The organism is Fulvivirga imtechensis AK7 (genome assembly GCF_000331535.1).
Lineage (GTDB): Bacteria > Bacteroidota > Bacteroidia > Cytophagales > Cyclobacteriaceae > Fulvivirga > Fulvivirga imtechensis.
The window spans coordinates 48,885-70,873 of the sequence record NZ_AMZN01000051.1 but is presented as its reverse complement, the minus strand read 5'-3'; the positions used below and the strand labels follow the sequence as shown (position 1 = coordinate 70,873).

Annotated in this window: 21 protein-coding genes and 1 pseudogene; all 22 read right to left on the bottom strand. The window is 40.6% G+C overall.

What is annotated here, in order from left to right:
* Positions 1 to 15 precede the first annotated feature (15 nt).
* Complete coding sequence (locus C900_RS15420) at positions 16 to 1,239, bottom strand: glycosyltransferase family protein (RefSeq protein ID WP_009580957.1); 1,224 nt, start codon at positions 1,237 to 1,239, stop codon at positions 16 to 18.
* Positions 1,236 to 1,865, bottom strand: a complete 630-nt coding sequence (locus tag C900_RS15415; protein ID WP_040496890.1) for an HAD family hydrolase — start codon at positions 1,863 to 1,865, stop codon at positions 1,236 to 1,238. The genes C900_RS15420 and C900_RS15415 overlap by 4 nt, the downstream gene beginning before the upstream one ends.
* Entirely contained in the window at positions 1,843 to 2,547 is a 705-nt protein-coding gene (locus tag C900_RS15410) for an acylneuraminate cytidylyltransferase family protein (protein ID WP_040496889.1), read from the bottom strand. Before C900_RS15410 ends, C900_RS15415 begins: the two co-directional genes overlap by 23 nt.
* Positions 2,544 to 4,082 (bottom strand): aldolase catalytic domain-containing protein, encoded by a 1,539-nt coding sequence (locus C900_RS15405; protein WP_009580954.1) that lies wholly within the window; start codon positions 4,080 to 4,082, stop codon positions 2,544 to 2,546. Before C900_RS15405 ends, C900_RS15410 begins: the two co-directional genes overlap by 4 nt.
* A gap of 82 nt (positions 4,083 to 4,164) precedes the next feature.
* Positions 4,165 to 4,458, bottom strand: a pseudogene (locus C900_RS31040) (CatB-related O-acetyltransferase); the annotation flags it as partial.
* A gap of 406 nt (positions 4,459 to 4,864) precedes the next feature.
* Complete coding sequence (locus tag C900_RS15395; RefSeq protein WP_009580952.1) at positions 4,865 to 6,277, bottom strand: lipopolysaccharide biosynthesis protein; 1,413 nt, start codon at positions 6,275 to 6,277, stop codon at positions 4,865 to 4,867.
* Positions 6,270 to 6,782 carry an acyltransferase gene (locus C900_RS15390; RefSeq protein ID WP_221408139.1) on the bottom strand — a complete coding sequence of 171 codons (513 nt, stop codon included), beginning with the start codon at positions 6,780 to 6,782 and terminating at the stop codon, positions 6,270 to 6,272. Before C900_RS15390 ends, C900_RS15395 begins: the two co-directional genes overlap by 8 nt.
* A gap of 79 nt (positions 6,783 to 6,861) precedes the next feature.
* Positions 6,862 to 8,349, bottom strand: coding sequence for an ATP-binding protein (locus C900_RS15385; protein WP_040496888.1), 1,488 nt, complete (start codon positions 8,347 to 8,349; stop codon positions 6,862 to 6,864).
* Positions 8,350 to 8,372: 23 nt separating this feature from the next.
* Positions 8,373 to 8,528: a hypothetical protein gene (locus tag C900_RS29930; RefSeq protein WP_009580949.1), complete on the bottom strand. Its 156-nt coding sequence runs from the start codon at positions 8,526 to 8,528 to the stop codon at positions 8,373 to 8,375.
* 17 nt (positions 8,529 to 8,545) lie between these two features.
* Positions 8,546 to 8,989 (bottom strand): SGNH/GDSL hydrolase family protein, encoded by a 444-nt coding sequence (locus tag C900_RS15380; RefSeq protein ID WP_009580948.1) that lies wholly within the window; start codon positions 8,987 to 8,989, stop codon positions 8,546 to 8,548.
* Between the two features lie 15 nt (positions 8,990 to 9,004).
* The gene (gene pseI / locus C900_RS15375) at positions 9,005 to 10,045 is read right to left on the bottom strand and encodes a pseudaminic acid synthase (RefSeq protein ID WP_009580947.1); all 1,041 of its coding nucleotides are present in this window, start codon (positions 10,043 to 10,045) and stop codon (positions 9,005 to 9,007) included.
* A complete protein-coding gene (locus C900_RS15370) occupies positions 10,042 to 11,478 on the bottom strand; it encodes a bifunctional UDP-2,4-diacetamido-2,4,6-trideoxy-beta-L-altropyranose hydrolase/GNAT family N-acetyltransferase (RefSeq protein ID WP_009580946.1) in 1,437 nt (478 codons plus the stop codon). The genes pseI and C900_RS15370 overlap by 4 nt, the downstream gene beginning before the upstream one ends.
* 1 nt (position 11,479) lies before the next feature.
* The gene (locus C900_RS15365; RefSeq protein ID WP_009580945.1) at positions 11,480 to 12,772 is read right to left on the bottom strand and encodes an aminotransferase class III-fold pyridoxal phosphate-dependent enzyme; all 1,293 of its coding nucleotides are present in this window, start codon (positions 12,770 to 12,772) and stop codon (positions 11,480 to 11,482) included.
* Positions 12,753 to 13,517, bottom strand: a complete 765-nt coding sequence (locus C900_RS15360; RefSeq protein WP_009580944.1) for a cytidylyltransferase domain-containing protein — start codon at positions 13,515 to 13,517, stop codon at positions 12,753 to 12,755. Before C900_RS15360 ends, C900_RS15365 begins: the two co-directional genes overlap by 20 nt.
* Entirely contained in the window at positions 13,514 to 14,371 is an 858-nt protein-coding gene (locus C900_RS15355; RefSeq protein ID WP_009580943.1) for an aldo/keto reductase, read from the bottom strand. The genes C900_RS15360 and C900_RS15355 overlap by 4 nt, the downstream gene beginning before the upstream one ends.
* On the bottom strand, positions 14,368 to 14,907 hold the full coding sequence (locus C900_RS15350) for a GNAT family N-acetyltransferase (RefSeq protein ID WP_009580942.1): 540 nt from the start codon (positions 14,905 to 14,907) through the stop codon (positions 14,368 to 14,370). The genes C900_RS15355 and C900_RS15350 overlap by 4 nt, the downstream gene beginning before the upstream one ends.
* Positions 14,908 to 14,915: 8 nt before the next feature.
* Positions 14,916 to 16,100 carry a UDP-4-amino-4,6-dideoxy-N-acetyl-beta-L-altrosamine transaminase gene (gene pseC, locus C900_RS15345; protein ID WP_009580941.1) on the bottom strand — a complete coding sequence of 395 codons (1,185 nt, stop codon included), beginning with the start codon at positions 16,098 to 16,100 and terminating at the stop codon, positions 14,916 to 14,918.
* Positions 16,100 to 17,110 (bottom strand): UDP-N-acetylglucosamine 4,6-dehydratase (inverting), encoded by a 1,011-nt coding sequence (gene pseB / locus C900_RS15340; protein WP_009580940.1) that lies wholly within the window; start codon positions 17,108 to 17,110, stop codon positions 16,100 to 16,102. The genes pseC and pseB overlap by 1 nt, the downstream gene beginning before the upstream one ends.
* 71 nt (positions 17,111 to 17,181) lie before the next feature.
* The gene (locus C900_RS15335) at positions 17,182 to 19,599 is read right to left on the bottom strand and encodes a GumC family protein (RefSeq protein ID WP_157494046.1); all 2,418 of its coding nucleotides are present in this window, start codon (positions 19,597 to 19,599) and stop codon (positions 17,182 to 17,184) included.
* Positions 19,600 to 19,606: 7 nt separating this feature from the next.
* The gene (locus tag C900_RS15330; RefSeq protein ID WP_009580938.1) at positions 19,607 to 20,398 is read right to left on the bottom strand and encodes a polysaccharide biosynthesis/export family protein; all 792 of its coding nucleotides are present in this window, start codon (positions 20,396 to 20,398) and stop codon (positions 19,607 to 19,609) included.
* Between the two features lie 20 nt (positions 20,399 to 20,418).
* Positions 20,419 to 21,255, bottom strand: a complete 837-nt coding sequence (kdsA, locus tag C900_RS15325) for a 3-deoxy-8-phosphooctulonate synthase (protein WP_009580937.1) — start codon at positions 21,253 to 21,255, stop codon at positions 20,419 to 20,421.
* 66 nt (positions 21,256 to 21,321) lie between these two features.
* Entirely contained in the window at positions 21,322 to 21,870 is a 549-nt protein-coding gene (locus C900_RS15320) for a KdsC family phosphatase (RefSeq protein WP_009580936.1), read from the bottom strand.
* Positions 21,871 to 21,989: the final 119 nt, after the last annotated feature.

The following is a 21,989-nucleotide window of genomic DNA, read 5'->3' as shown; positions in this document are numbered from 1 at the left end:
TGCCTTCAAATAAGATCAAACTGGTTTTAACTTCCTATAAATGGATTTCAAAAAAAAGTAGAATAACGATTTGGCAGATCTGTTCATCGTGTAGCCACTCCGTTCTTCTCTGTTAATTAAAGCCTTAAAGTTATTAAATCCTACCTGATCATCCGGGAAAATCTTGTAGAAGGTTTTCTGTTGTTTCCGTAACATTTTTGATAAACCCTGCTCATTGAGCTTTAGCAGACCTTCCAACTCCTCGCCTGAGGTTACTTTTTCAGCCAGTCCTAAATGTGTATAAAAAGATTCCAGCCCTCCTTCACTCTCTACCGTCTGACTGAAGGGTACATGAAATTTATGAAATTCAAGAGCTGGCACCCCCATAGCCAAACAATCTGTGACAGCAGAGGACCAAAAGGACAAGTTGATGTCGGCAAGACACGCCAGCACAAATGTATTGTGGTATTGAATTGTATACCGGTTGGAATCATAGCCCGACAGAAAAGATTCTAATGAATTTATATTTTGTCTTGGATGCGGCTTTATGATAACAAAATGATTGGTACTATCAAATAACACTTTTAAGGCCGTGCGAAACAGGTACTCAAAGTTTTCGGCGTTCAGGTAAATACGATGTACATCTCTGATTGTGAAAAGTACGACCATACTCTTTCCATCGGTAGTAGCAGGGTTCTTAAGATTTGCTTCAACATAAGAAGATACGTAGGCCCTCCACCAGGATGTATAGCCTAATGCCCCGGAGAAAACTAACTTACGTTCGGGAAACCGTTGCCTTAGCCACGGCTTGTCAAATGGGTGACCATATAGTACATAATCAGCTACCTCATCCTCCTTTTTATACACATAGTTCTCATTCCGCCCTTGCTCTTTGTATCCAAGCAATGCATATGCATGTGGAAAAAAAATAAGTTTTGCATAGGGACAGCAATGTCGAATCTTCACCACTATATTACTTGAACTTACCGGGGTGGTGTCTTTAAGTATCAAACTTACCCTTTTTCTCTTCTTTAAAAGAAAAGAAAAGATTTCGCTCGGTTTGAGTATGGAAGCATTTTGACTGATCTGATCATAGAAAAAAGTGTCATTGACTGTTTTATCATAAATTTTGCTGTTAACAAAGTAAAAGTAGATGTCCAGATCACATTCTTTCCTTGCTTTGATCAGGTAAGGAAGAATAAAATGAACCTCTCCGAGTGAATTATTAACTACCACTAAGATTATTTCCCGATTTCTCATTGCAACGTTTCGAAGGATTCGATATAGTCGTGATTGGCTTTCAACCTGTTGTTGTTGTAAGCATAAAATGCTATATTATTTTGTTTTGCAGCTTCATAGTCATTGATAGAATCTCCTACCATAACGGTAGCTGCAGGATCATATTTATATTCTGACATAATATGCCTAATCAATTCATTCTTGGGAGTAGGTGAGCCCAGTATAGACTTGAAGTATTTATTGATACCCAGGCTTTCACAAAGGATATTAAGCTCTTGTCCATCGGAGCCTGATACAATATGCATGTTAATTCTCTGATAGTTCCTTTTAACAAATCTCAGGCTATCATCAATCAAGAGCTCTGGCTTTTTTAGCTGGTCAAGCATTATGCCTGAAAATTGATCAGCCATTTGCTGTACCCTTTCTTCGGTAGCAAATTCCCCGAGTTCCCTCTCAATGAAGTAGCGAAACTTAACATACCTACTGAGTCCCCCATTTTTTCTGTGGAAATCCAAAAGATTATCAACTTTCTCTTTTGGGTAATCTTTAAGTACTAATTCAAAGCCCCTATCCCTCACGGACATCGAATTCAATAGCACTCCATCAAAGTCCCAAAGTATTGTTTTAGCTCTGGTAAAGTTTTTCATATATAACTTCCGCAATTTTAAAATCCTCTTCCCAATCGATATCTATAGACTTCAACTTGCCCATCTCAAATAAAAAAGGCTTTGCCCCAATCCTGTCACTTTGATTTATGTATACCTCCCTTTTTGTAATAAACATGGCATGATTCACTTCATAAAGAGGCTCCAGGTCCTGAGTACGAGGCCATTTCGTACCTCCACCACTATAATTGTATATCTTTCCCTCAGGTTTTGTGAGTAAAAAGTTTTGAAAGGGTAAGACGCTAACCAATGAATCGTACCCGTTTTTTATAGCTTTGAAATACATCCCGATCCCCTGATCGTAATCAGATCCGTCTACAAAGGGTGTTGTAACATGCCCCCAAATGATGTGCTCCGTTTCTACTATAGAAGGTACATATTTTATCAGATCAACCAAAGGGGTGGAACTTAAACAAAGCTGTTCCGGACGGGGTACTACAACTATTTTATCTTCCCGAGGATCAATTTCTCCCGCAATCCTCATAGAGGCTTCGTCATTAGTAGAAAGCACTACCTTCTCAATCGACCTGGTGTCCATTAACTGCCTGAGCTTCAACTCCAGAATTCCCCCGGAAATGGACGAAAATGGCCTGGTATTTTTATCAATTACCCTTTCACTTCCCTTTCTGGTAGGCAAAAAAAATGTTATGCTTTGATTACTCATGTTAAAAAAGAATAAACAGAGCTCACCGGAAGCCCTTTATAGTTGGTAGGGGTTATAAACTTCACATCAATTTTATAGGCCTCAATAAAGGCGCTGAACAGGTATTCATTCTCCTCCGATAGGCTTCTTTCCAGTTGAGTTAGTGTCGACTCCTGGTAACCATCATATCCGGTTATTACTATTTTCTCCGCCCCAAGCTCAATTGACGTTTGCAGCGCCAGTGCTGTGTGGGTATCGGTCAGTTTGTTAGTAAAATCAATTTTGGCCAACTCATAGGTGCCCTTTTTCACGGCATCAGGAATATATGTGCCCATTTTTCTTGGGAATGGTGGCAGTATACATGCCCCTTTAAAGTCACCAAAATCTTCAAAAACTTTTTCGAGCCTATGTCCTTCACTACCTACAAGACAAAAAAACTGATCAACAGACAAGTCGCGGTAAGCTTTTGCATTTTTTGAGCTGGCATGAATAATACAGATGTCCTCCTGCGACTTAACGTATTCCTGAACTGCCTGACTGTGCTTTATCGCATTGGGTCCTCCTCCGACAATAAGTACCTGTCTGTACTTCTTTGGAGCTTCAAATACCGGTAAATGTTCGTTGTCCTGAACACCACTCTTCTGATTTTGCAGAGCACGAATAATACTGTTAAAGGAATAGAATCGTTGTGTTACCCATTCCATTACATTTTTTTGAGGTAGTGAATTTGCTCCGGAAACCATATAAGGCAGATTTGTTCCCCACCCGTGCTGTTCCTGTAATTTTTCAAAGTCTGAAACTACATTACTCAAAGCATTGAAGTTCACCTGTAAATTATCCCTAGAATTCAGGGCCGTTAACAGCAATTCTGTTTTTAAATTGCCAGCACCCCGTCCCATACCAGTTATGGTAGCATCCACAATGTCTGCACCTGAATCTATTGCAGTAAGGGTGTTTATCAGGGCCAACTCAAGATTATTATGACCATGAAAACCAATTTTGCATTCCAGCTTTTCTTTCACCATGTCAATAGTCTGGCGGACATCTTCAGGATATACACCACCATAGGAATCAACAAGATAGAAGTAATCAAGAAGGCCATTAGCCTCTGGCAAAAAGTCAAGAAAGCATTTGTTCCCGCTCCACTTCGACATATACATTACATTGAAGCTTAACTCAAAGCCCATACTTCTCACCTCCTCAGCTAATGAAAGCGCACGCTTGAAATTGGCAGGATCAACCGCGATTCTTATCATGTCTATATAACCGAGACAAGGAGAAAGCAGGGACCGGGCATCGACTGCGCGAACATCCTTTTCATTCAGTATTATCGCCAGTTTCCTTTGAGATTGCTGCCTGATTTTTTCAAGGACGTATGTGGGACAATAGAAATACTCCCCAAAATACTCTGTCATCGCATTGCTCCTGTAGCCAATTTCCAAATAATCCACAGGAAGATGATTAAATGCGTCTATATAATTTTGCACCAATTCATTCTCAAAATCCCACTGAGTGTAATATCCTCCATCACGGAGTGTACAATCCAATATCTTCATTTATTCTTCTCTTTAGATCAACTAATTTAGAATTTTCCAATGACCTTTCCACTAAAGAGAAAGGTGTACTTCATCAGAAATGTCAATCCACTATTTTTGTAAAAGTATACTCGTTTACCTCGCGTGAAAATATCTTTTGATTTCTATTTAACCTATCAACCGGCCAGTCCCACCATCTTAGCTTAAGCAACTCTTCAATGATATTTTTATCAAAACGATACCTGATCACTTTAGCAGGGTTTCCTCCTACTATTGCGTAGGGTGGCACATCTTTCGTCACCACACTACCTGCCGCCACGATAGCGCCATCACCGATACTAACCCCCGAAAGTATTATTACTTTGGCACCAATCCACACATCGTTACCTATTTCTATAGATCCTTTGCTTTCCAACTCATTTCTGCTATTCTCCTTAAACAGGTTTTTTCCGATGTAGTAGGTAGACATGCGATTGATAGGGTGATTATATTCCTGCATTAAAACATCTCTGGCAATAGAACAGAATTTACCTATGCTAACATCATGTACTTTCGCAAGTATCTGTACACCAGGACCGTTAATAGTAGTATGACTATTTATCGACACATTTCCTGTTATTTCCGCGTATTTAATGATACAATTTTCACCAACTGTAACATTTCCCCTGATATTTGCCCCCTTTAAAAAAGCTTTTGGGGATACATTTCCCTCAGCCGATAAAGAAATCGTATTCTGATTTTGAAGGAAGTTAAATAGCTTTCTGAGCCATGTTGAATTCATATTACGACATTTTATCTTTCAATTAATCCAAGCCTTTCAGGGACCTGTTCATTTTAAAAATAAAGAACATCCCGGTCAAAGCCATAACTACGGAAATTAATAGTTTCAGATAAAGCGGGTATTCAACAAAATAAATTGCTAAAACTGTCAGCAGAACGGTTAATGCAATCCAAAATGCCGGATAATAATTTACCGAATTAATTTCTTTGAATACTTTATAGTAAAACCCGGCATACCCCATATACATTAAAGCCGCAAATGTTGTATATGCAGCCATTTCAAAACCAAAAAGTGGTATCAATATGAGATTCAGCAAAACATTAAGAATACCTGCAACTAAAGTTACCCGCCATAGCACATTGGTTTTTTCTGCAAACATCAATTTGGCATTTGCACCGAAGTACATAGGCCTGTAGTTGTAGGACATTACGATGATAATTCCGAGTGGATACATTGCTGCTAAAGTTTCATTGCGAATGAGAAAAGCAAAGACTTCTTTCATCCATATACACAAGCCGAAAGAAGTGACAAAAAAAATGATCTGAAGAATAATCACGAGCTTCTTAGCCGCTTCATCATTACCTGCCTTGTACATTTTATTCAACAGCGGTCCTACAGACATGGCGCTGGCGTTACCCAGACTCCCCATAATACCGCTAACGGTATAAGCCACATTGTACTTACCCAGATCGCCCGTTGATACCTTCAACAAATCCATGACAAGGCGATCAGAACTGTTTAACAGATACCCTGAATAGAAATGCGGTATTGTAGGCAAGCTTACTTTCAGAGAGTGCCGTATTAGCCTCCACTTAAAATTAAAAATAGGAGTAATCTTCAATATAAAATTTACGGGATAAAAATAGGATAAGCTGGTAAGAATGCCAATGATGCAATTGGTCCAAAACCACCCCATATATCCAAGTTTCATATAGCTAATAAAAAACACATTTAACAGAACCGTACTAATACCAAATACTATATTTCGTACTGCTACCTGCCTCGGCTGCTGATTCATCTGGTAATACGTCCTTCCCAGATTCTTTGTCTGCCCGAACAAAACCAAAGGTGCAACATTTAATATTACAATGAGCCACCGATCATGGAAAGCTTCCTCCGGAACAGCGAAATAGATAATCATTGCCAGTATGGCCGCATATACGAAATTCCATAAAACCAGAAAGCCATACACCTGGCGCCAGAGCCACTTATAATGTCCCGGAGATTTAAAGAAGCTATTGACCAATACTACTTTAAGACCAAGTGCGGCAAACACTGAAACAGCTGTAGTATAGGCTGTTATGATACCCGAGATGCCATAATCAGTTGCAGTAAGATCCTGAGTAATCAGGGGAAGGGCTAAAAAATGTGCTACTTTGCTTAGTTGGTCCCCTAACCCATAAATTGCTGTATGTGAAAATAATTTCTTAAGCATTCAGCCTCTTGTAACGGATAAGCCTGGCAGGGACCCCGCCAACAATGGCATTTTTTTCAACATCTTTGGTGACCACAGCATTCGCTCCCACAATGGCATTATCACCTATTTTGACCCCCGGATTAATAAAAGCATTTGCACCAATCCATACGTTATTACCTATTTCCACACTCTTGCTATAGCTTTTTTTCTTCTCTTTTTCCCAATCACCATCAGGCACTATTGAGGTGGTATATATTCTTACATTATGACTCAACGCACAGTTATTCCCGATGGCAACGTGGTGGCCATCGGCAAGTTGCACTGTAGAAAAGCTCCCAATATATGAACTATCCCCCGCTATGAATGCACCGTTACCATAGAGTTGCACTCCTTCTCCATTAAACCGGAAAGACCTGTTTATTTTATATTTTCTATAATATGCTTCATAACGTTTTTTGTTATAAATGCCTCTACCCTTTTTATAAAGGTAGTAGATAATGTTTTCCATCAATCTTTTTATCATAAACCGATAGCTACACCATTTTCAAAGATTAATTTACTACCAAATATACATTATCTCTCCATGGAGCAAGGTCAAATGTTTAATTACTCCGCTTCAATAGGTTCTCAAATTCCGGAAATCTATTCCTATAAGTCATACTGGTGCCTTTCACGCTTCTTACTTCGCGTGAAGGAACACTATCTATTAACCTGATCAGCTCGCGACTACTTTTTTCGTGCAATAAAAACACTTTCTCTTCCTTGACATAGTCATCGTAATAACTCAGACCCGGGGCCGGAAGAAGAACGGGTTTAATCCCTAGCTGAACAGCTTCGATAATGGTACCGGAAGATGGAGAGATAAGAGCTGAACAATTTCGTAAAGATATGCTCAACGGAACCTCCGTTGAGTCTTCCACCACCACATATTGGTCAATCTGCAACTCCCGGAGTTGACGCTCCACCTTATTTTTTTTAGTAATTTGACGGGGATGCAGTCGAAAAATCCACTTTTTTGATGTTCCATAATGGAGAATGGTTTTCACCAGATAGTCATCTACCTCAAGATCAGCCATATTGTAAAGCACATAATCTTTATCCCTGGCCTCCCCTTCCATCAGACAAAGAGAGTCCTCCAGCCAGGGATTTCCCATGGTTATCGCACGGTGAAAGCCCGAAGAACCCGCCCAGTTATTGATCAATGCAGAGCTACTGTCATCCCATGTCCAAAAATATCGTGGTAAAAGCTTGTACCCATCTTCTGGCACGGATGTCCATCTGTCATAAGAAAAATGGCCTCTACCCATCCCGCCATGTTGCAAATCGATAGTATTGATTCCTAACTCGTTACATGCAGCCAGCAATGGATAGTATAATGATGAATAGTAACAAAGCACATAACAACTTTCAATATCTGACTTTTGGAACAGGCGTTTTAAAAACTCCTTTCGGTCATGAAAATTAGTCATACCTTTTCTTACGGTTGCCGGACTAAAACCCTTCAGAAGTTTCTGTGTATAATCAAAATTTTCAAGGACGTACTGATAAAAGTCTTCATATCCGCTAAGTTCGATGTTATAGTGATTTCGTTTAATCAGCTTAAGACGCTTCAGGCTTTCGTAAATAACGTAAATGGCGGGTAAACTAAACCAGGCTTCATTATGTGGATATTCCTTCTTACGCAGGGAAGTTCCCCGATCCAGAATGACTGACTGCTGATCATTACTTTTAAAGTCATTTATTGCCAGGTCAAAATACTTATTGTATAACTTACCATTAGCGTTTACACGATGAGTTTTAGCCCCTAAAAACAGTCGCTTGGCTTTTCTGATTCTTTTTTTTAACCGAAGAAAATGAAACGGCAGGAAAAAAATCAACTTGCTGTACCGCTTGATCAGCTTCTTTTTAACACTACTTTTTTTACCCGTTGCTGTAGCATTAAAGTTTTGCCGCTGGGTAAATGCCAAAGCTGTACGCAGGAAAGGCCAGAAATGAACTCCATTAATTTTCCATTCATTCACTGGAAAATCTCGCTCTATCACGATAATTTTTTCAAGAATTTTCTCCGGGTTATACTCTTGGTGTTCCATTCTATCCACTAATTCAGGTCTTACTACTTGTTGTCGGCCCGTGGTATAAGCCTACTCAGCAAAAGATCTACCTTTTTAAAAATAAATTTATGCCCACCCTCTTTCATGTGATGAAAGTCTTCTGTTATTCCATCTTCAGGAAAATCAGAATTATCTATAAATATGGTATTTTCCTCCAAGATAGTATTGTATAAATTTATTCCGGCCTGGCAGGAATTATACCAATGCTTACCAGCGGCAATTCCAGAAACTTATTCTTTATTCTTCTTATAGTTTTTTGAAAATTGTCCCTGCTTGTATAAGTAAGCTTCCTGGCCTTTCGCAAGCGTCTGGAAAGTCTTTTTACCACTTTTTCCAACCCCAGTCTGGAAACAACTTTTTTCTCAAAATTTGTAAGCGCCCGCGGGGCGCAATCAACAATACCTGCATGTAGTATGATCAATTGCGGGTTAGCATGAACATAGTAGTTTAATGCTCTATATAATTCCGCAATTGTAGCTCCACCTATTCCCACTTGAATGAACTCGATATCCTGCCTCGACCTTTTAAGCAGACTTACGTAAGTGTCTTCCCACTCCACTTTGCCCCCCTGGTAAGCCCTTGGTAGCGATAAGGAATCTGTCAGTATTAATACCTTCATCAGCAAAATATTCGCTCAATAAATAATTTCAGGTGTTAACCGGGTTCCCTTTTCTATATCTTTCTTTGCCTTTTTTCCTAAAACGGAAGGCAGATATTTGGGATGCATACCAAAGCCTGGCCTTATCGACCTCACATGCTCCTGCGTTATTACCTCACCCTCCTTAAGGTCTTTCACTACATATAATGACCTCGAAAAGTCGCGGCCCTTCGTTTGCTTTTCCGTAAGGGTATAATCCACATGTCCTATAGATGCTTCGGCTTCCCTTACAGCTTTGACCATGGCTTTAAACTCAACTTCATCAAGGGAAAAAGATGCGTCCGGACCTCCTATGGACCTGTCGAGAATAAAGTGTTTTTCTATAACCTTTGCCCCTAACACCGTAGCAACTACCGGCACTGTTATACCCATAGTATGATCGGACAAACCACTAATTACACCAAAACGTTGTCTGAAGTCAGGGATCATCGCCAGGTTTGCTTCTTCAACCGGTGCAGGATAGCTTGATGTACATTTCAACAGTACGATCTGATCATTATCTTTTCTTTTGCACGCATCAAGAGCCAGGTTGATGTCCCCCTCTTCTGCAATACCTGTAGATATTATTACAGGTTTTCCTTTCGAGGCCACATACTCTATCAGTGGAATATCTGTAATCTCAAAAGAGGCTATTTTATAAGCAGGCGCGTGCAACGACTCCAGCAGGTCTACTGCTGTAGGATCAAAAGGGGACGAAAAACAAATGAGGCCTTCCTCTCTTGCCACCCTGAAAAGCTCCGGATGCCACTCCCACGGGGTGTAGGCTTCCTGGTAAAGATCATATAAATACTTCCCATCCCAGATCGTACCCTGCTTTAGCCTGAAATCATCATTACGGGAGTCTATGGTTATGGTGTCAGGCGTGTATGTCTGCAGTTTAATAGCATCCGCTCCCGTTCTTTTTGCCGCTTTTATTGTTTCGATAGCGTTCTCTAACTTCCCGTTGTGGTTGGCCGAAAGCTCGGCAATAATAAAAACACGGCTACTATCAGATATTTCAACATGCTCTATTTTCATCTTATCCTTCCAGAGTGTTTTATGAATTTAATCGATCCTGGTTGTTCTATATCGCTCTCTCCTCTCTGAAATCCCAATCTTTCAAAGATTCTGATCGATGGAATATTGGTGTCCATTACATATCCAACTATCTCCTCAATTTGCCGTTGCTCTTTCGTCAATTGTCTGATCCCTTCTGCCAGCAAAACGCGTCCCAAACCCTGGCCCTGATAATCCACATCTAAAAGATAGTTAATTACGGCTTTCTCATGAGATAAATCAAATCTTACAGATCCTACAAACCGCTCTTTTATCTTCGCCAGATAATAAAAACACTGATCAGAGTTGACTTTGCTTTCAAACCACTTGCAGTGTCCCTCCCAGGTAATTTCATCGCTGGAGAATGACAGAGAGCGTATATTTTTATCTGTTGCCCACTTGTAGGTGACCCGGGCATCGTCCATCGTTGCTTTTCTCAATGTCATTTGCTGCTGCAGTGCACACTCGCGAAATAATTTGCTATAGCGCTCGTGTGAATGACCGTCAAATTGCCGGAGTTGCTTACTTCTTATCTTCTCATAAAAACCCGGGCTGCAATCGAAATCATTTACATCACTGATGTCCAGTGCAGTTCCTGAACTCAACAATCCCTTATAAAGATATTTCTGATTTTCTGCGGTCTGCACCACGTATAACACCCCCCCCACATGAGCATACTCCAGCGCCATAGTGCTGGAAGGTAATACAGCCACTCCTGCCCGTTGCATGAGTTTGCTAATAGACCTTTTATCCAGGTTTTTATGAATGTTAAATCGCTGATGGTCACCGCATTCAGCTTTCAGCCCCTCGATATGTTGATATGCACTTCCCACAATAATGTCCACCCTGTCAAATCGCAGAAAGAAATCCCGATACTTTTGCACTATTGACACCGTCTTGTTATGCGGGTCTGCGCCTCCCATACATAGCAAAATATTATTTATTCTTTCACCAAAATTGTACGAGGAAGGAGCAAAAGTATTGGAGACCAAACTGTACTTCCCTCCCAGGAACCAGGAGGTGTGAAGCGCTGTATCTTCAAATAGAGCGGGTTGAATCCCCGGGCAATGATTGATAACAACATCGGCTCTGATCCCCGGTGCAAAAAGGTCATCAATATAGATTATCAACGCTCCGAGTGCATTCAGGCGATCCACATACGTAGCATCGAATGAATAACCATCCAGGATCACCAGGTCCCGCGCATTAACTGTAGAAAAAAAATCTTCTTCATCTTCAATCTGAACAACCTCTACCCTGGCGTCAGGAAACGTAGTATCGAACAGTGTCTTATCCCGTACGTAAAATGTGATTTCGCGGGATGGCTCCACACAGGTAGCAAGAAACAAGCACCGCGACCAATGCCCCAGCCCGGTCTCTTTGCCTCCATCCGCTCTTATCAACAGACGCCCCAAACTACCTGACTTTAAATAAAGGCTCTAATACCTTACCCTCAATAACACTTTTTATATTACCGCTCTCCAGGCAATTTTTCATCACTGCAAAGAAATGGTCGTACGCATTTAACAATACCCTTACATGGTCGTCATTATGCGCGTAGCTGATATTATGTGTACCGATTATGTATATGCCTTTCTTAAACATTTCCTGAAGAAACAGCGTCTTGATTTCCCATGAGGTGAAGGATTCAGTATCCTTAATGGTAAAAAAAGACCACACCGGATACCCGGAGACACCAAAAATATCCTGCAGCCCATGTTTAGAAATCAAAGCCGATACTCCCTCAATGATTTGCTTTCCAACGCTATTCAGATGCCCGATCACATCGTGAGAGAGGAGCTTATCGAGCGCTGCGTTAGCTGCGGCCAGCGACAACAGTTCACCTCCAAATGTGAACGAGAAGAAAACCTCTTCCATCAGCTTCATTATATCAGCTCTGCCTGCAAGCGCTGATACCGGATAGCCGTTTGCCAGTCCCTTACCAAAGCATGCGAGATCCGGGGTAACACCAAAAAACTCCTGGGCCCCGCCATTGGCATATCTGAAGCCGGTAATTGTTTCATCAAAAACCAACACGGCACCATGCCTATGGGTGAGCTCCTTAACTTGCTGAAGGAAATTATTCTTCGGTTCAAAAATATTTACAGGCTCCAGAATGACCGCGGCCACCTGATCCTTAAGATCATTAAATAATCGCTCCAGGGAGTCGATGTCATTATACTGAAACGTATGGGTCAGTTTTCTGGTAGCTTCCGGTACCCCCAGATTTCTACCCGTGCTTCCGATATACCAATCCTGCCAGCCATGGTAGCCGCATACCAATACATGATCACGCCCGGTGTATGCTCTTGCTATACGCACTGCACCTGAGGTAGCGTCTGATCCGTTTTTTCCAAACCGCACCATTTCCGCACAAGGCACCATCTTTACAATTTTCTCAGCTACAACAAACTCCAGCTCATTCGCCAAAGAAAATATTGTGCCTTTTTCCAATTGCTGCCTGACCGCCCGGGTAACATCAGGATCATTGTACCCCAACGTGACAGAAGCCAGCGAATTGACAAAATCAATGTAGCGGTTGCCATCTACATCATACATATAGGCTCCTTCCGCATGTGACGCAAAATAGGGAGATGTGCCATACGGCAGTTGCGTTTTGCTTTTACTAAAAGTCTGTGAACCTAATGGCACTGTCTTTAAGGCTCTCTCCAGATATTCCTGAGACGTTTTATATCTGCTTTTTGTCATTTTTTAATGATTTAATATACCCCTCATTTCGCAAAATACTAGCATTAATTGATCCTAAATCATTTTCTAAAATATACTCGGTATATTTAAGCCATGTTTGATCAACACCCAATTGCCCTATTAAAACTTCAGTCAACCTCAAATCAGCAGGCTCATCTACAGTCATCCGCACTTTGCTATAGTCAGTTCCGCACTTATAACTAAACCCCTTGAATAACTTTCCTCCTTCAATGTTAGTATTCTTTCTTATATAAGGGGTGACGTGTTCCATCTCCGATTGTAACTTTGCATCTTCCCAGGCCATTTTCAACGACTCAAAGGAAAACACTTCAATATCTTGTCCATCAGGAAACAAATTTTCAAATGTGTTGGTACCGTAATCGGCTTTAGCCTCTAATGTCTTCTCGATAACAAGATCAATCAGTTCCGGATCAATCAATGGACAGTCTGAAGTTAATCTTACCACCCAATCTGCCCGCATTACTCTCGCTGCATTATAAAAACGGTCCAAAACATCATCGGTAGAGCCCTGATATACTTCTACGTGGTTCGCTGCTGCGATTTTCGAAATCTTGTCTGCTTCAGGCTCATTAGTTGTTGCGACAATTACATCATCTATTTTTTTTGCTCGTAATATTCGCTTAAGATGTATTTCCAGTAGAGTGGCGCCCTTAACCTCCTTAAGAACTTTCCCCGGCAAACGAGTTGAGCCATATCTTGCTTGTGTTATAGCTATAATTCTCATTTCCAATTGACAGGATTTAGCATTTTGCTATGTAAAATATCAATTTTCTTCACTCGTTCGGTAATTTCATTGTCCAGCAACCCTTTTAATGAAAGTACATTTGCTTTCAATTGGTCAAGTGTATTAACTCCGATGATCGCGTAGTCAACAGCAGGGTTGTGCACTACAAAATTCAAAGCTAGTTCCTCCATACTTATCTCAAATGAAAAACAAATTCTTCGTAATTCCGCTAATGGCTTTTTTAGTAACTGAAGATTTCCAGATAACTGATCCTCAGACATGAAAAATAAACCTTGTAGAAATATCGACCTACAATGGATCTCTGTTCCGTCAGCTTTCAACTTTTCAAAACAACTCTCAAATTTTCTATCTAACAGGTTATAAGGAACCTGAACTAAATCAGGAGTAATTTTTAAACTCCACAACTTATGCAACTGCTCTAGGGTATACAATGACACTCCTACCCTGGCCACCATCCCCTCATTTTTCAATCGTAGTAACTCTTCCCAAATGTGAGAGTTTTCGATCAAAAAATTTGCATCATGAGCCATATATCCATAGAGACGACTCACTTTTAATGCTTTAAGAGAACCTGCTAGCTGTACCTGCAAACTATCTTTTTCGTCAACTTTCAGACACTTGGAAACAATCTTGAAGGAACCCGCCAATGCTGACTGTCCTAACACCTTCTCACTTTCTCCATATGCTTTGGCCGTATCAACAAGATCAACCCCTGCTTCCTTTGCATATTGAAGTATTGATTTAACCTCCTCAAGAGAGGTTTTCCCATATATATTACTTATACCATAGTCCAGCCCGAATTGAACTGTTCCTATACCCAATTTAGAAATCATTGATTCTCCTCTTTGGTGTTAAACAGCGCCATCCTCAGCACATTGTGAAAAATTCCGTTATAACAGCTATGGTTCCTATACACCCCTTCAACTTCAAAGCCTAATTTTTCATACAGCTGTACCGCTCCCTGATTATCTTCTACTACACCAAGGGTAATTTTCCTTAATCCCAAAACCTCAAAACAAAACTGAATAACTTTCTCTGATGCTTCCCTGGCATACCCTTTTCCCCACTCACTTTTCTCTCCCATCATGATACCGTACTCCCCTCTCAGGTGTGTCATACTTACCGGATCAATTTTAATATTGCCAATGTGCTTGCCGGATTCCCTGATTACAATCGCCCAAAAAAGTATTTTCTTTTTTTCAACGTCATTCAAATACTCACGGAGTTTTTCAATAGTATAGTCACCTCCGCTCTCCAGGTATTTGTTTACTTCCTCATCATTCATCCAGCCAACATATTGTTCTGTGCAATACTTTAAACTCAGCGGTTCAAGTTTCAATCTTCCGGTCTCCATTTCTGGCGTTTCCATTGACTGACTTAGTTATAAAATGACAAAATCTTTGAAATCACAAACTCCTGTTCCTCTTCCGTTAAGGTGGGGTACATAGGCAGGCTGATGCATTGCTTATAGTAATTTTCAGCAAAAGGAAAATCACCTTCCTTCCATCCAAACTGCTTGTAGTACGGCATCAGGTGACACGGAATATAATGTATTTGTGTATAGATCCGATGTTCTCTCAAATAATTATAAAGGCCTAAGCGATTTTCTACCTCAACAACGTACAGGTGATAAGCATGTCCCTCAACCACACCTGATTGTCCCATTATAAAAGGTTTATCCTTAAATGAATCCTCATAAGTGGCAGCAATTTGTCGTCTCCTGTTTAGCCCGTCATCCGCTCGTTGCAATTGACTGATTCCCAACGCGGCCTGAAAATCGGTCAGGCGGTAATTGTACCCCAGACTTTGCATTTCCATGTACCAGCCGGGCCAGTCCTCGCCCTGCCCTCCATTGGCAAAAGACCTGGAATTTTCGAACTGGTTTGTATCGCGGGTGATCCCATGAGTGCGCAGCTCCAGCAATTTCTTATAGAGCGTGGGGTTATTGGTGGTTATCATGCCACCTTCGCCCGCTGCGATATGTTTCACGGGGTGAAAAGAGAAAATGCCCAAATCTGCAAATTCACTGTTACCACAGTTGTATTTATTATTCTGCTTGTCGATGAAAAAGCCACCGGGGGCATGGCAGGCGTCCTCGATGAGCCAAAGACCATACTCATCCGCCAGTGCTTTGAAGGCCTGCATATCCACAGCCCGACCTGCAAAATCAACAGGTATTATACCGTGATAGGTGCCCTTTGGACTTGCTTCCAGCAGCATTTGAACGCTTGCAATGTCCAGTAAATACGTATCAGGGTCAATATCGGCAAAAACCACCTCACCACCGCAATACCGTACGCAATTGGCAGATGCTGCAAATGTTATGGGTGTGGTGATCACTTTTTGCCCTTTCTCAACCCCAAGTGCCAGCGCGCTCAGGTGCAGCGCGGCTGTTCCATTGCTTACTGCTACGGCATATTCAGAACCGATGTAGCGTGCAAATGCCTGCTCAAATTCAGCGATCTTAGGCCCCTGAGTGAGATAGTCTGACTTTAAAGTTTCGGTTACGGCTTTGATATCCTCATCAGTAACAGACTGTCGTCCATATGGGATTGGGTTCATCATAATTCAAACGTAGGATCAACATGTTCCTTAATCAATGTTCGTAATTCTTCAACAGAAACCCATTCGGCATTCTCACCCGAATTGTATTTAAACCCCTGCTCCACCTTTTCAGCATTAAAATGCGATACAAAATCAGCAACTTTCCACATTGGTGTGGAGGGTATGATGGCATAGTATTTTCCAAGATCGTAAGTATAAAACGAATCTGAAGAGGTAATCATCTCTTCGTGAATCTTTTCTCCGGGCCTTATACCTACAACTTCCTTTTTACATTCAGGCGCTATCGCTTCCGCCATATCTATTATCTTGTAAGATGGTATCTTGGGCACAAATATTTCTCCACCCCAGGCATTTTCAAGCGCATGAAGTACCATGTCCACACCTCCTTCCAAAGTAATATTAAACCGGGTCATCCGATCATCGGTGATGGGTATAACTCCCTCTTTCCTCTTCTTAATAAAAAAAGGTATAACCGAGCCATTTGAGCCCATAACGTTTCCGTAACGCACTACAGAGAACTTTATGGGATTCCAGCCTTTGATGTTATTGGCGGCTACAAACAGCTTGTCTGAGGCAAGCTTTGTAGCTCCATATAAGTTAACCGGGGCAGCAGCTTTGTCTGTTGAAAGAGCAACAACTTTTTTCACCTCTGTCTCAAGGCATGCATTAATAATATTTTCTGCTCCAATAATGTTGGTCTTTACACACTCCATAGGATTGTACTCTGCAATGGGTACGTGTTTCATTGCCGCTGCATGAATGACGTATTCAATGCCTTTCAGAGCTCGCCTGACTCTATAATAATCCCTTACATCTCCTATAAAAAACCTGATGCCCGGATACTTCTCTACAGGAAACTCCTGAGCCATTTCAAATTGTTTCTGTTCATCTCTTGAAAAGATAACCAGTCGTTTGATGTCCGGCCAGCGCCCAAGGATTGACTTAGTCAGGGCCTTTCCCAAAGAGCCGGTTCCACCCGTAATTAATATTGACTTATTACTTAGCATAAATAAAATTAATATCTAAGCCAGTTAATGATCAGTATCACTAACATTTAAATTAGCTTATTACCTCCTTATTAATCTTCACTATAATACCCATAACCGCTTTTGCCCTTCCTGCCATAGCCGTACCCATAACCATAGCCGTACCCATAACCATAACCATACCCATAACCATAACCGAGTCCTGATTTACGTATGTCGTTAAAGACTATGCTAACATTTCTTAATTTTCCTGTCGAATAAATCTCCTGAATATTTGTCAATGCTTCTTTCGGTGTGTAGTCCTGGCGAACAAGAAATAGAGTATGATGTGCTTTCTTTGCTATAACAAAACCATCTGTCACCAATGCAATTGGCGGAGTATCCACTATGATATAATCGTAGCTTTCAAACAGGTCTTTACACATTTGTTCAAACCTGGGGTTCATAAGCAATTCACTGGGATTCGGAGGAACAGGTCCTGCGCTAATAATATCGAGAAAAGGTATTGATGTTTTTTGAATAATATCTTGCAGAGAAGCCATTCCTGATAAATGTTGACTCAAACCTCTATCGTTCGTCAATCCCAGATCATCAAATATCTTGGGCCTCCTCATGTCTGCTCCTATGATCAATGTTGGTTTTTCGGCAAAAGCAAAAATGGTTGCGAGATTAATCGTAGTAAAGGTTTTTCCCTCACCGGCAATCGAAGAGGTAATAACAAACAGCTTTTTATCCTTTCCTTCAGTGAAGTAATTTAGGTTACTTCTTAAAGCCCTGAAAGACTCGGCAACCGCTGATTTTGGTTTGCTATAAGCTACAAGATTATTGTCGTCTTTGTTGTGCCCTATTCCACCAATTACCGGTACTGTGGTAAATTTTTCGATATCTTCCTTTGACTGAATTTTTTGATCCAGAAGATCGCGAACTACAAAAAAGCCAAGTGGTATAAGCAAACCTATAAAAAAAGCAGTTATATAGTTTCTGGTTACCTTTGGGGTGATCGCCCCTCCTGCCAGATGGGGAGGGTTGACAACTACGATGTCGGAAGTAGTTGAGGCTCTTGAGATACCTGCTTCTGCTTGTTTCTGCAAAAGATAAGTATATAGATTTTCCCGGATATCATAATTTCGCTGTATATCAATCAGTTGCTGTTCTACACCCGGCAGCTTGCGTAGCTTTTGTTCCAGAACCCGAATCTGATCATTTATGAAATCCTCGTTAATTTTCCTTGTTTTTTTATAGTTATTAATACCTTCTCTGATGGATACTTTCAGTCGTTCATATCGTCTCTGCAATTCCTTATATAATGGATTTTCCTGCAAAAGCTGAGCCCCTCCTGATAACGCGATCTCACTTTTTAATGTGATAAGTTCATTAATAAGACTCACCAGAACAGGGTCCGATATATCTACACTGGAAGGAGTCACTATCTCCTCTGACATTTCAGCCTGATCAAGAAAATTTAACAGGTATTTAAAATATGTATCCTGAAGCCCCATTTGAACCAACTGATTTTCAAGCACTTGAAGCTTCTCATAGGCACGACTGGTTTCACTGCCAAAATCATTTATGGCATTATCTTTTTTAAAATCCAATATTCTGTTCTCGTAATACAGTAACGAATCTCCTATTATTACAAGTTGTTCATTTAAAAATTCAATTGATTTGGCTGCTGCCTGGCTTTTCTTATTAACATCATATTCCTGATAAGTCTCAATAAATTTATTTAAGAAATCCATTTCTTTTTCAGGAATGGGTCCATTGATATTTAAATTTACCACAGAAGCTCCCTGCTGAGCCCATGAAGCAGAGAGCTTTTGAGAGTATAACTTAGCCAGTCCAAAGGGATCAATAAATCTAATAACATAATACTTTTCTAATATTGGTTTTATAAATGTTCCATTCGTACGAACTAAAAACTTAAAGCCATTTATATTCACAGTATCATTTAAAGGAAGATCCTGAAACTGTTCACCTTTTACAGAAGCATCTTCGCTCAGGTATTCCATTATAAAAGTACCATTATTTTGTAGCTGGAAACCCATCGACCGGCCCCATGGCATACTTTTCCCGTCTAGAACTTTTATTTCAACAGGAAAATCATTCTCATAGATTTCGGTAGTTTTAATATTCCCTTCGCGATAAAAGGCCACAGTGAAATTAAGATCCTCCACTACCTGCTGCATCAAAGGATATGACTTTAAAATGTACAGCTCATTATAAAAATTGCGATATGGATTTACAAAACTATTATTTAAAAAAGAAGCCCCGGGATTCTCTTCATTTTCTTTTATTAAGATTGAAGCGGTCACTGGAAAAATACGGGTAGAATACCTATTAGTAAGATACGCAATGGTAAGACTTACTACTATGGTAAATATGAAAACATACCAGTACTTTAACGTTCTCGATAATATCCTTTTGAAGTTAAGAGAGACAACTGATTGTTCTCTCTGAACATTACCTTCAAATTCATTAAAATCCACACTTGAAGTTAAATGATTATCCAAGTTGTTCCTATTTAGCCAATGTTATTATGAATAATACCGTGGAAACTATAGATGCAGCAAGCCCTAGGTTTGAAGCAAAATATTTCCTGAAAGTTCTTTGCTTTAAAGGAGGCACAATTATGATATCATTCTGTTGTATGTAGTAATAGGGAGATTCAATATACTTTTCCTCCAGTAGGTTTACATAAAAAACTTCAGAGATATCTCCTTTTTGCCTTATAACTTTCACTATGCTTCTATCCGCCAATTCTGAAAAGCCTCCCGCCATACCAACCGCTTCCATCATTGTTATTCGCGTATTGGTCGAATTAATCACTTTTCCCCCATTTACCTCACCTAAAATTGTGAACCTAAAATTCAGTAATCGTATTCTAACAACTGCATCCTTAAGGTACAGATTGACTATTTTTTGTAGTTTCTCTTGCGCTTCAAATATGGTAAGTCCGGAAACATCAACTTTTCCTACTACAGGATACTCTATAAACCCTGAAGCATCAACAAGTACTCCCCCTAGTGCCGCACTATTCGCACCACCACCTGCTATCCTTGTCTGTGGAGAGGACCTTGAAAAAAAATCATATTCTTCGGCAGTAAGGCTCTCAAAATTAATGGATAATATATCGAGGGGTTGAATTCGGTATTCACGAATCTCCATGCTATGAGACCTTAATATGGAATCCCGGGGAATTTTATCTCTGTTACTCAACTCATCCCCATGCTGCAAATACACAATTTTCTTATTCGGCACACACGAAGCCCCCAGCACCACAATAAAAAGTAAAAAAATATAGTTCCTCATGTCAAAAATTAAAGCCTCGGCTATTTTACAAAACTTTTCCCCAACATCCACACATCTTTCAACATCTTTAAAAAATCCTCCATCTCATGGAGGGGCACCATATTAGGGCCATCACTGAGGGCCTGGGAAGGGTTGGGATGTGTTTCAATAAAAAAGCCATCTACTCCTACCGCTGCTGCTGCCCGCCCCAGATATGGAGCAAACTGTCTTTGGCCTCCGGAAGTTCCCCCGGCTCCACCGGGTTGCTGTACGCTGTGGGTAACGTCAAAAACTACCGGAGCGTATTGGCGCATGGTGGGTAGCGCACGCATATCGACCACCAGGTTGTGATACCCGAACGATACTCCTCTTTCGGTCAGACAAACATTTGGGTTGCCTGCGCCTTTCACTTTGTCTACTGCATACTTCATATCCTCAGGCGCCATGAACTGCCCCCGTTTTACCTTCACCATCTTACCTGTTTCAGCGGCAGCCAAAAGCAAGTCCGTTTGCCGGCATAAAAAAGCCGGGATCTGCAATACATCAGCCACCTCTGCTACCTCATTAGCCTGCTGTGACTCGTGTATGTCAGTAACGATGGGTACTTGCAAATCTTGTTTTACTCTCGATAAAATATTGAGTCCGCTTTCTAACCCTTTCCCCCTATACGAACCTGCAGATGTTCTGTTTGCCTTATCAAATGAGGCCTTAAAAACATAGTCTATTTCAAGCTTCTGGCATATTTCCTTTACTTTACTGCCTGTCTCCATGCATATTTCATAGCTTTCTGCTGCACACGGTCCGGCAAATAGCACCAGCCGATCTCCTCCAAGAGTTATATTGTCAGTTATCTTTGTTTTCTCTTTATAGATTTCCATATAGGTTAGATCTGAGATTTGAGATATGAGACATGAGATACCTCAATCCTGGTCTCATTCAAAAAATTACTCCAAATATTTATTTACAAGATCTTCAAGCACTCTCTGAGCTGCAAGAATGAAGTCAGCAGCTTCACGCACCACTCCGTCTCCACCACCCTTTTCAGTGACTACATCAGCATGTGATTTCACATATTCCAATGCATCGGCTGGCGCAATTCCTAATCCGGCTTGCTTAATCAATTTCAGGTCAATGATATCGTCACCGATATAAGCTACTTCCTCATCGCGAAGTTGATACTTTTTTAGCACCTCCTGGTAAACAGCAAATTTATCTTTTACGTTCTGATAATGAAAATCAAGTTTTAACTCCTTACAGCGCCTGTCAACCAATTCTGATGTTCTACCTGTAATTGCTCCAATGATGATCTTATGATCTCGCAGATGCTTAATGATCTGTCCATCCTTCACATTGAAGACTTTCAGTTCGTCTCCGGAATTCGTATAAATAATACCACCATTGGTTAACACACCATCCACATCAAATATAAGGGCACGGATCTTTTTCGCCTGAGCTATCTGGGATTGACTATATTTTTTAAGGATAATTTCCATTCTTCAGTAAAAACGCATCAAATATAGGAGTATTATTTTTTGCAATCCTTAATATTTTGGTGATTTATAATTACTTTAATGGATTAAGAAACCAACATCTGCCGGTATAGATGTATTCC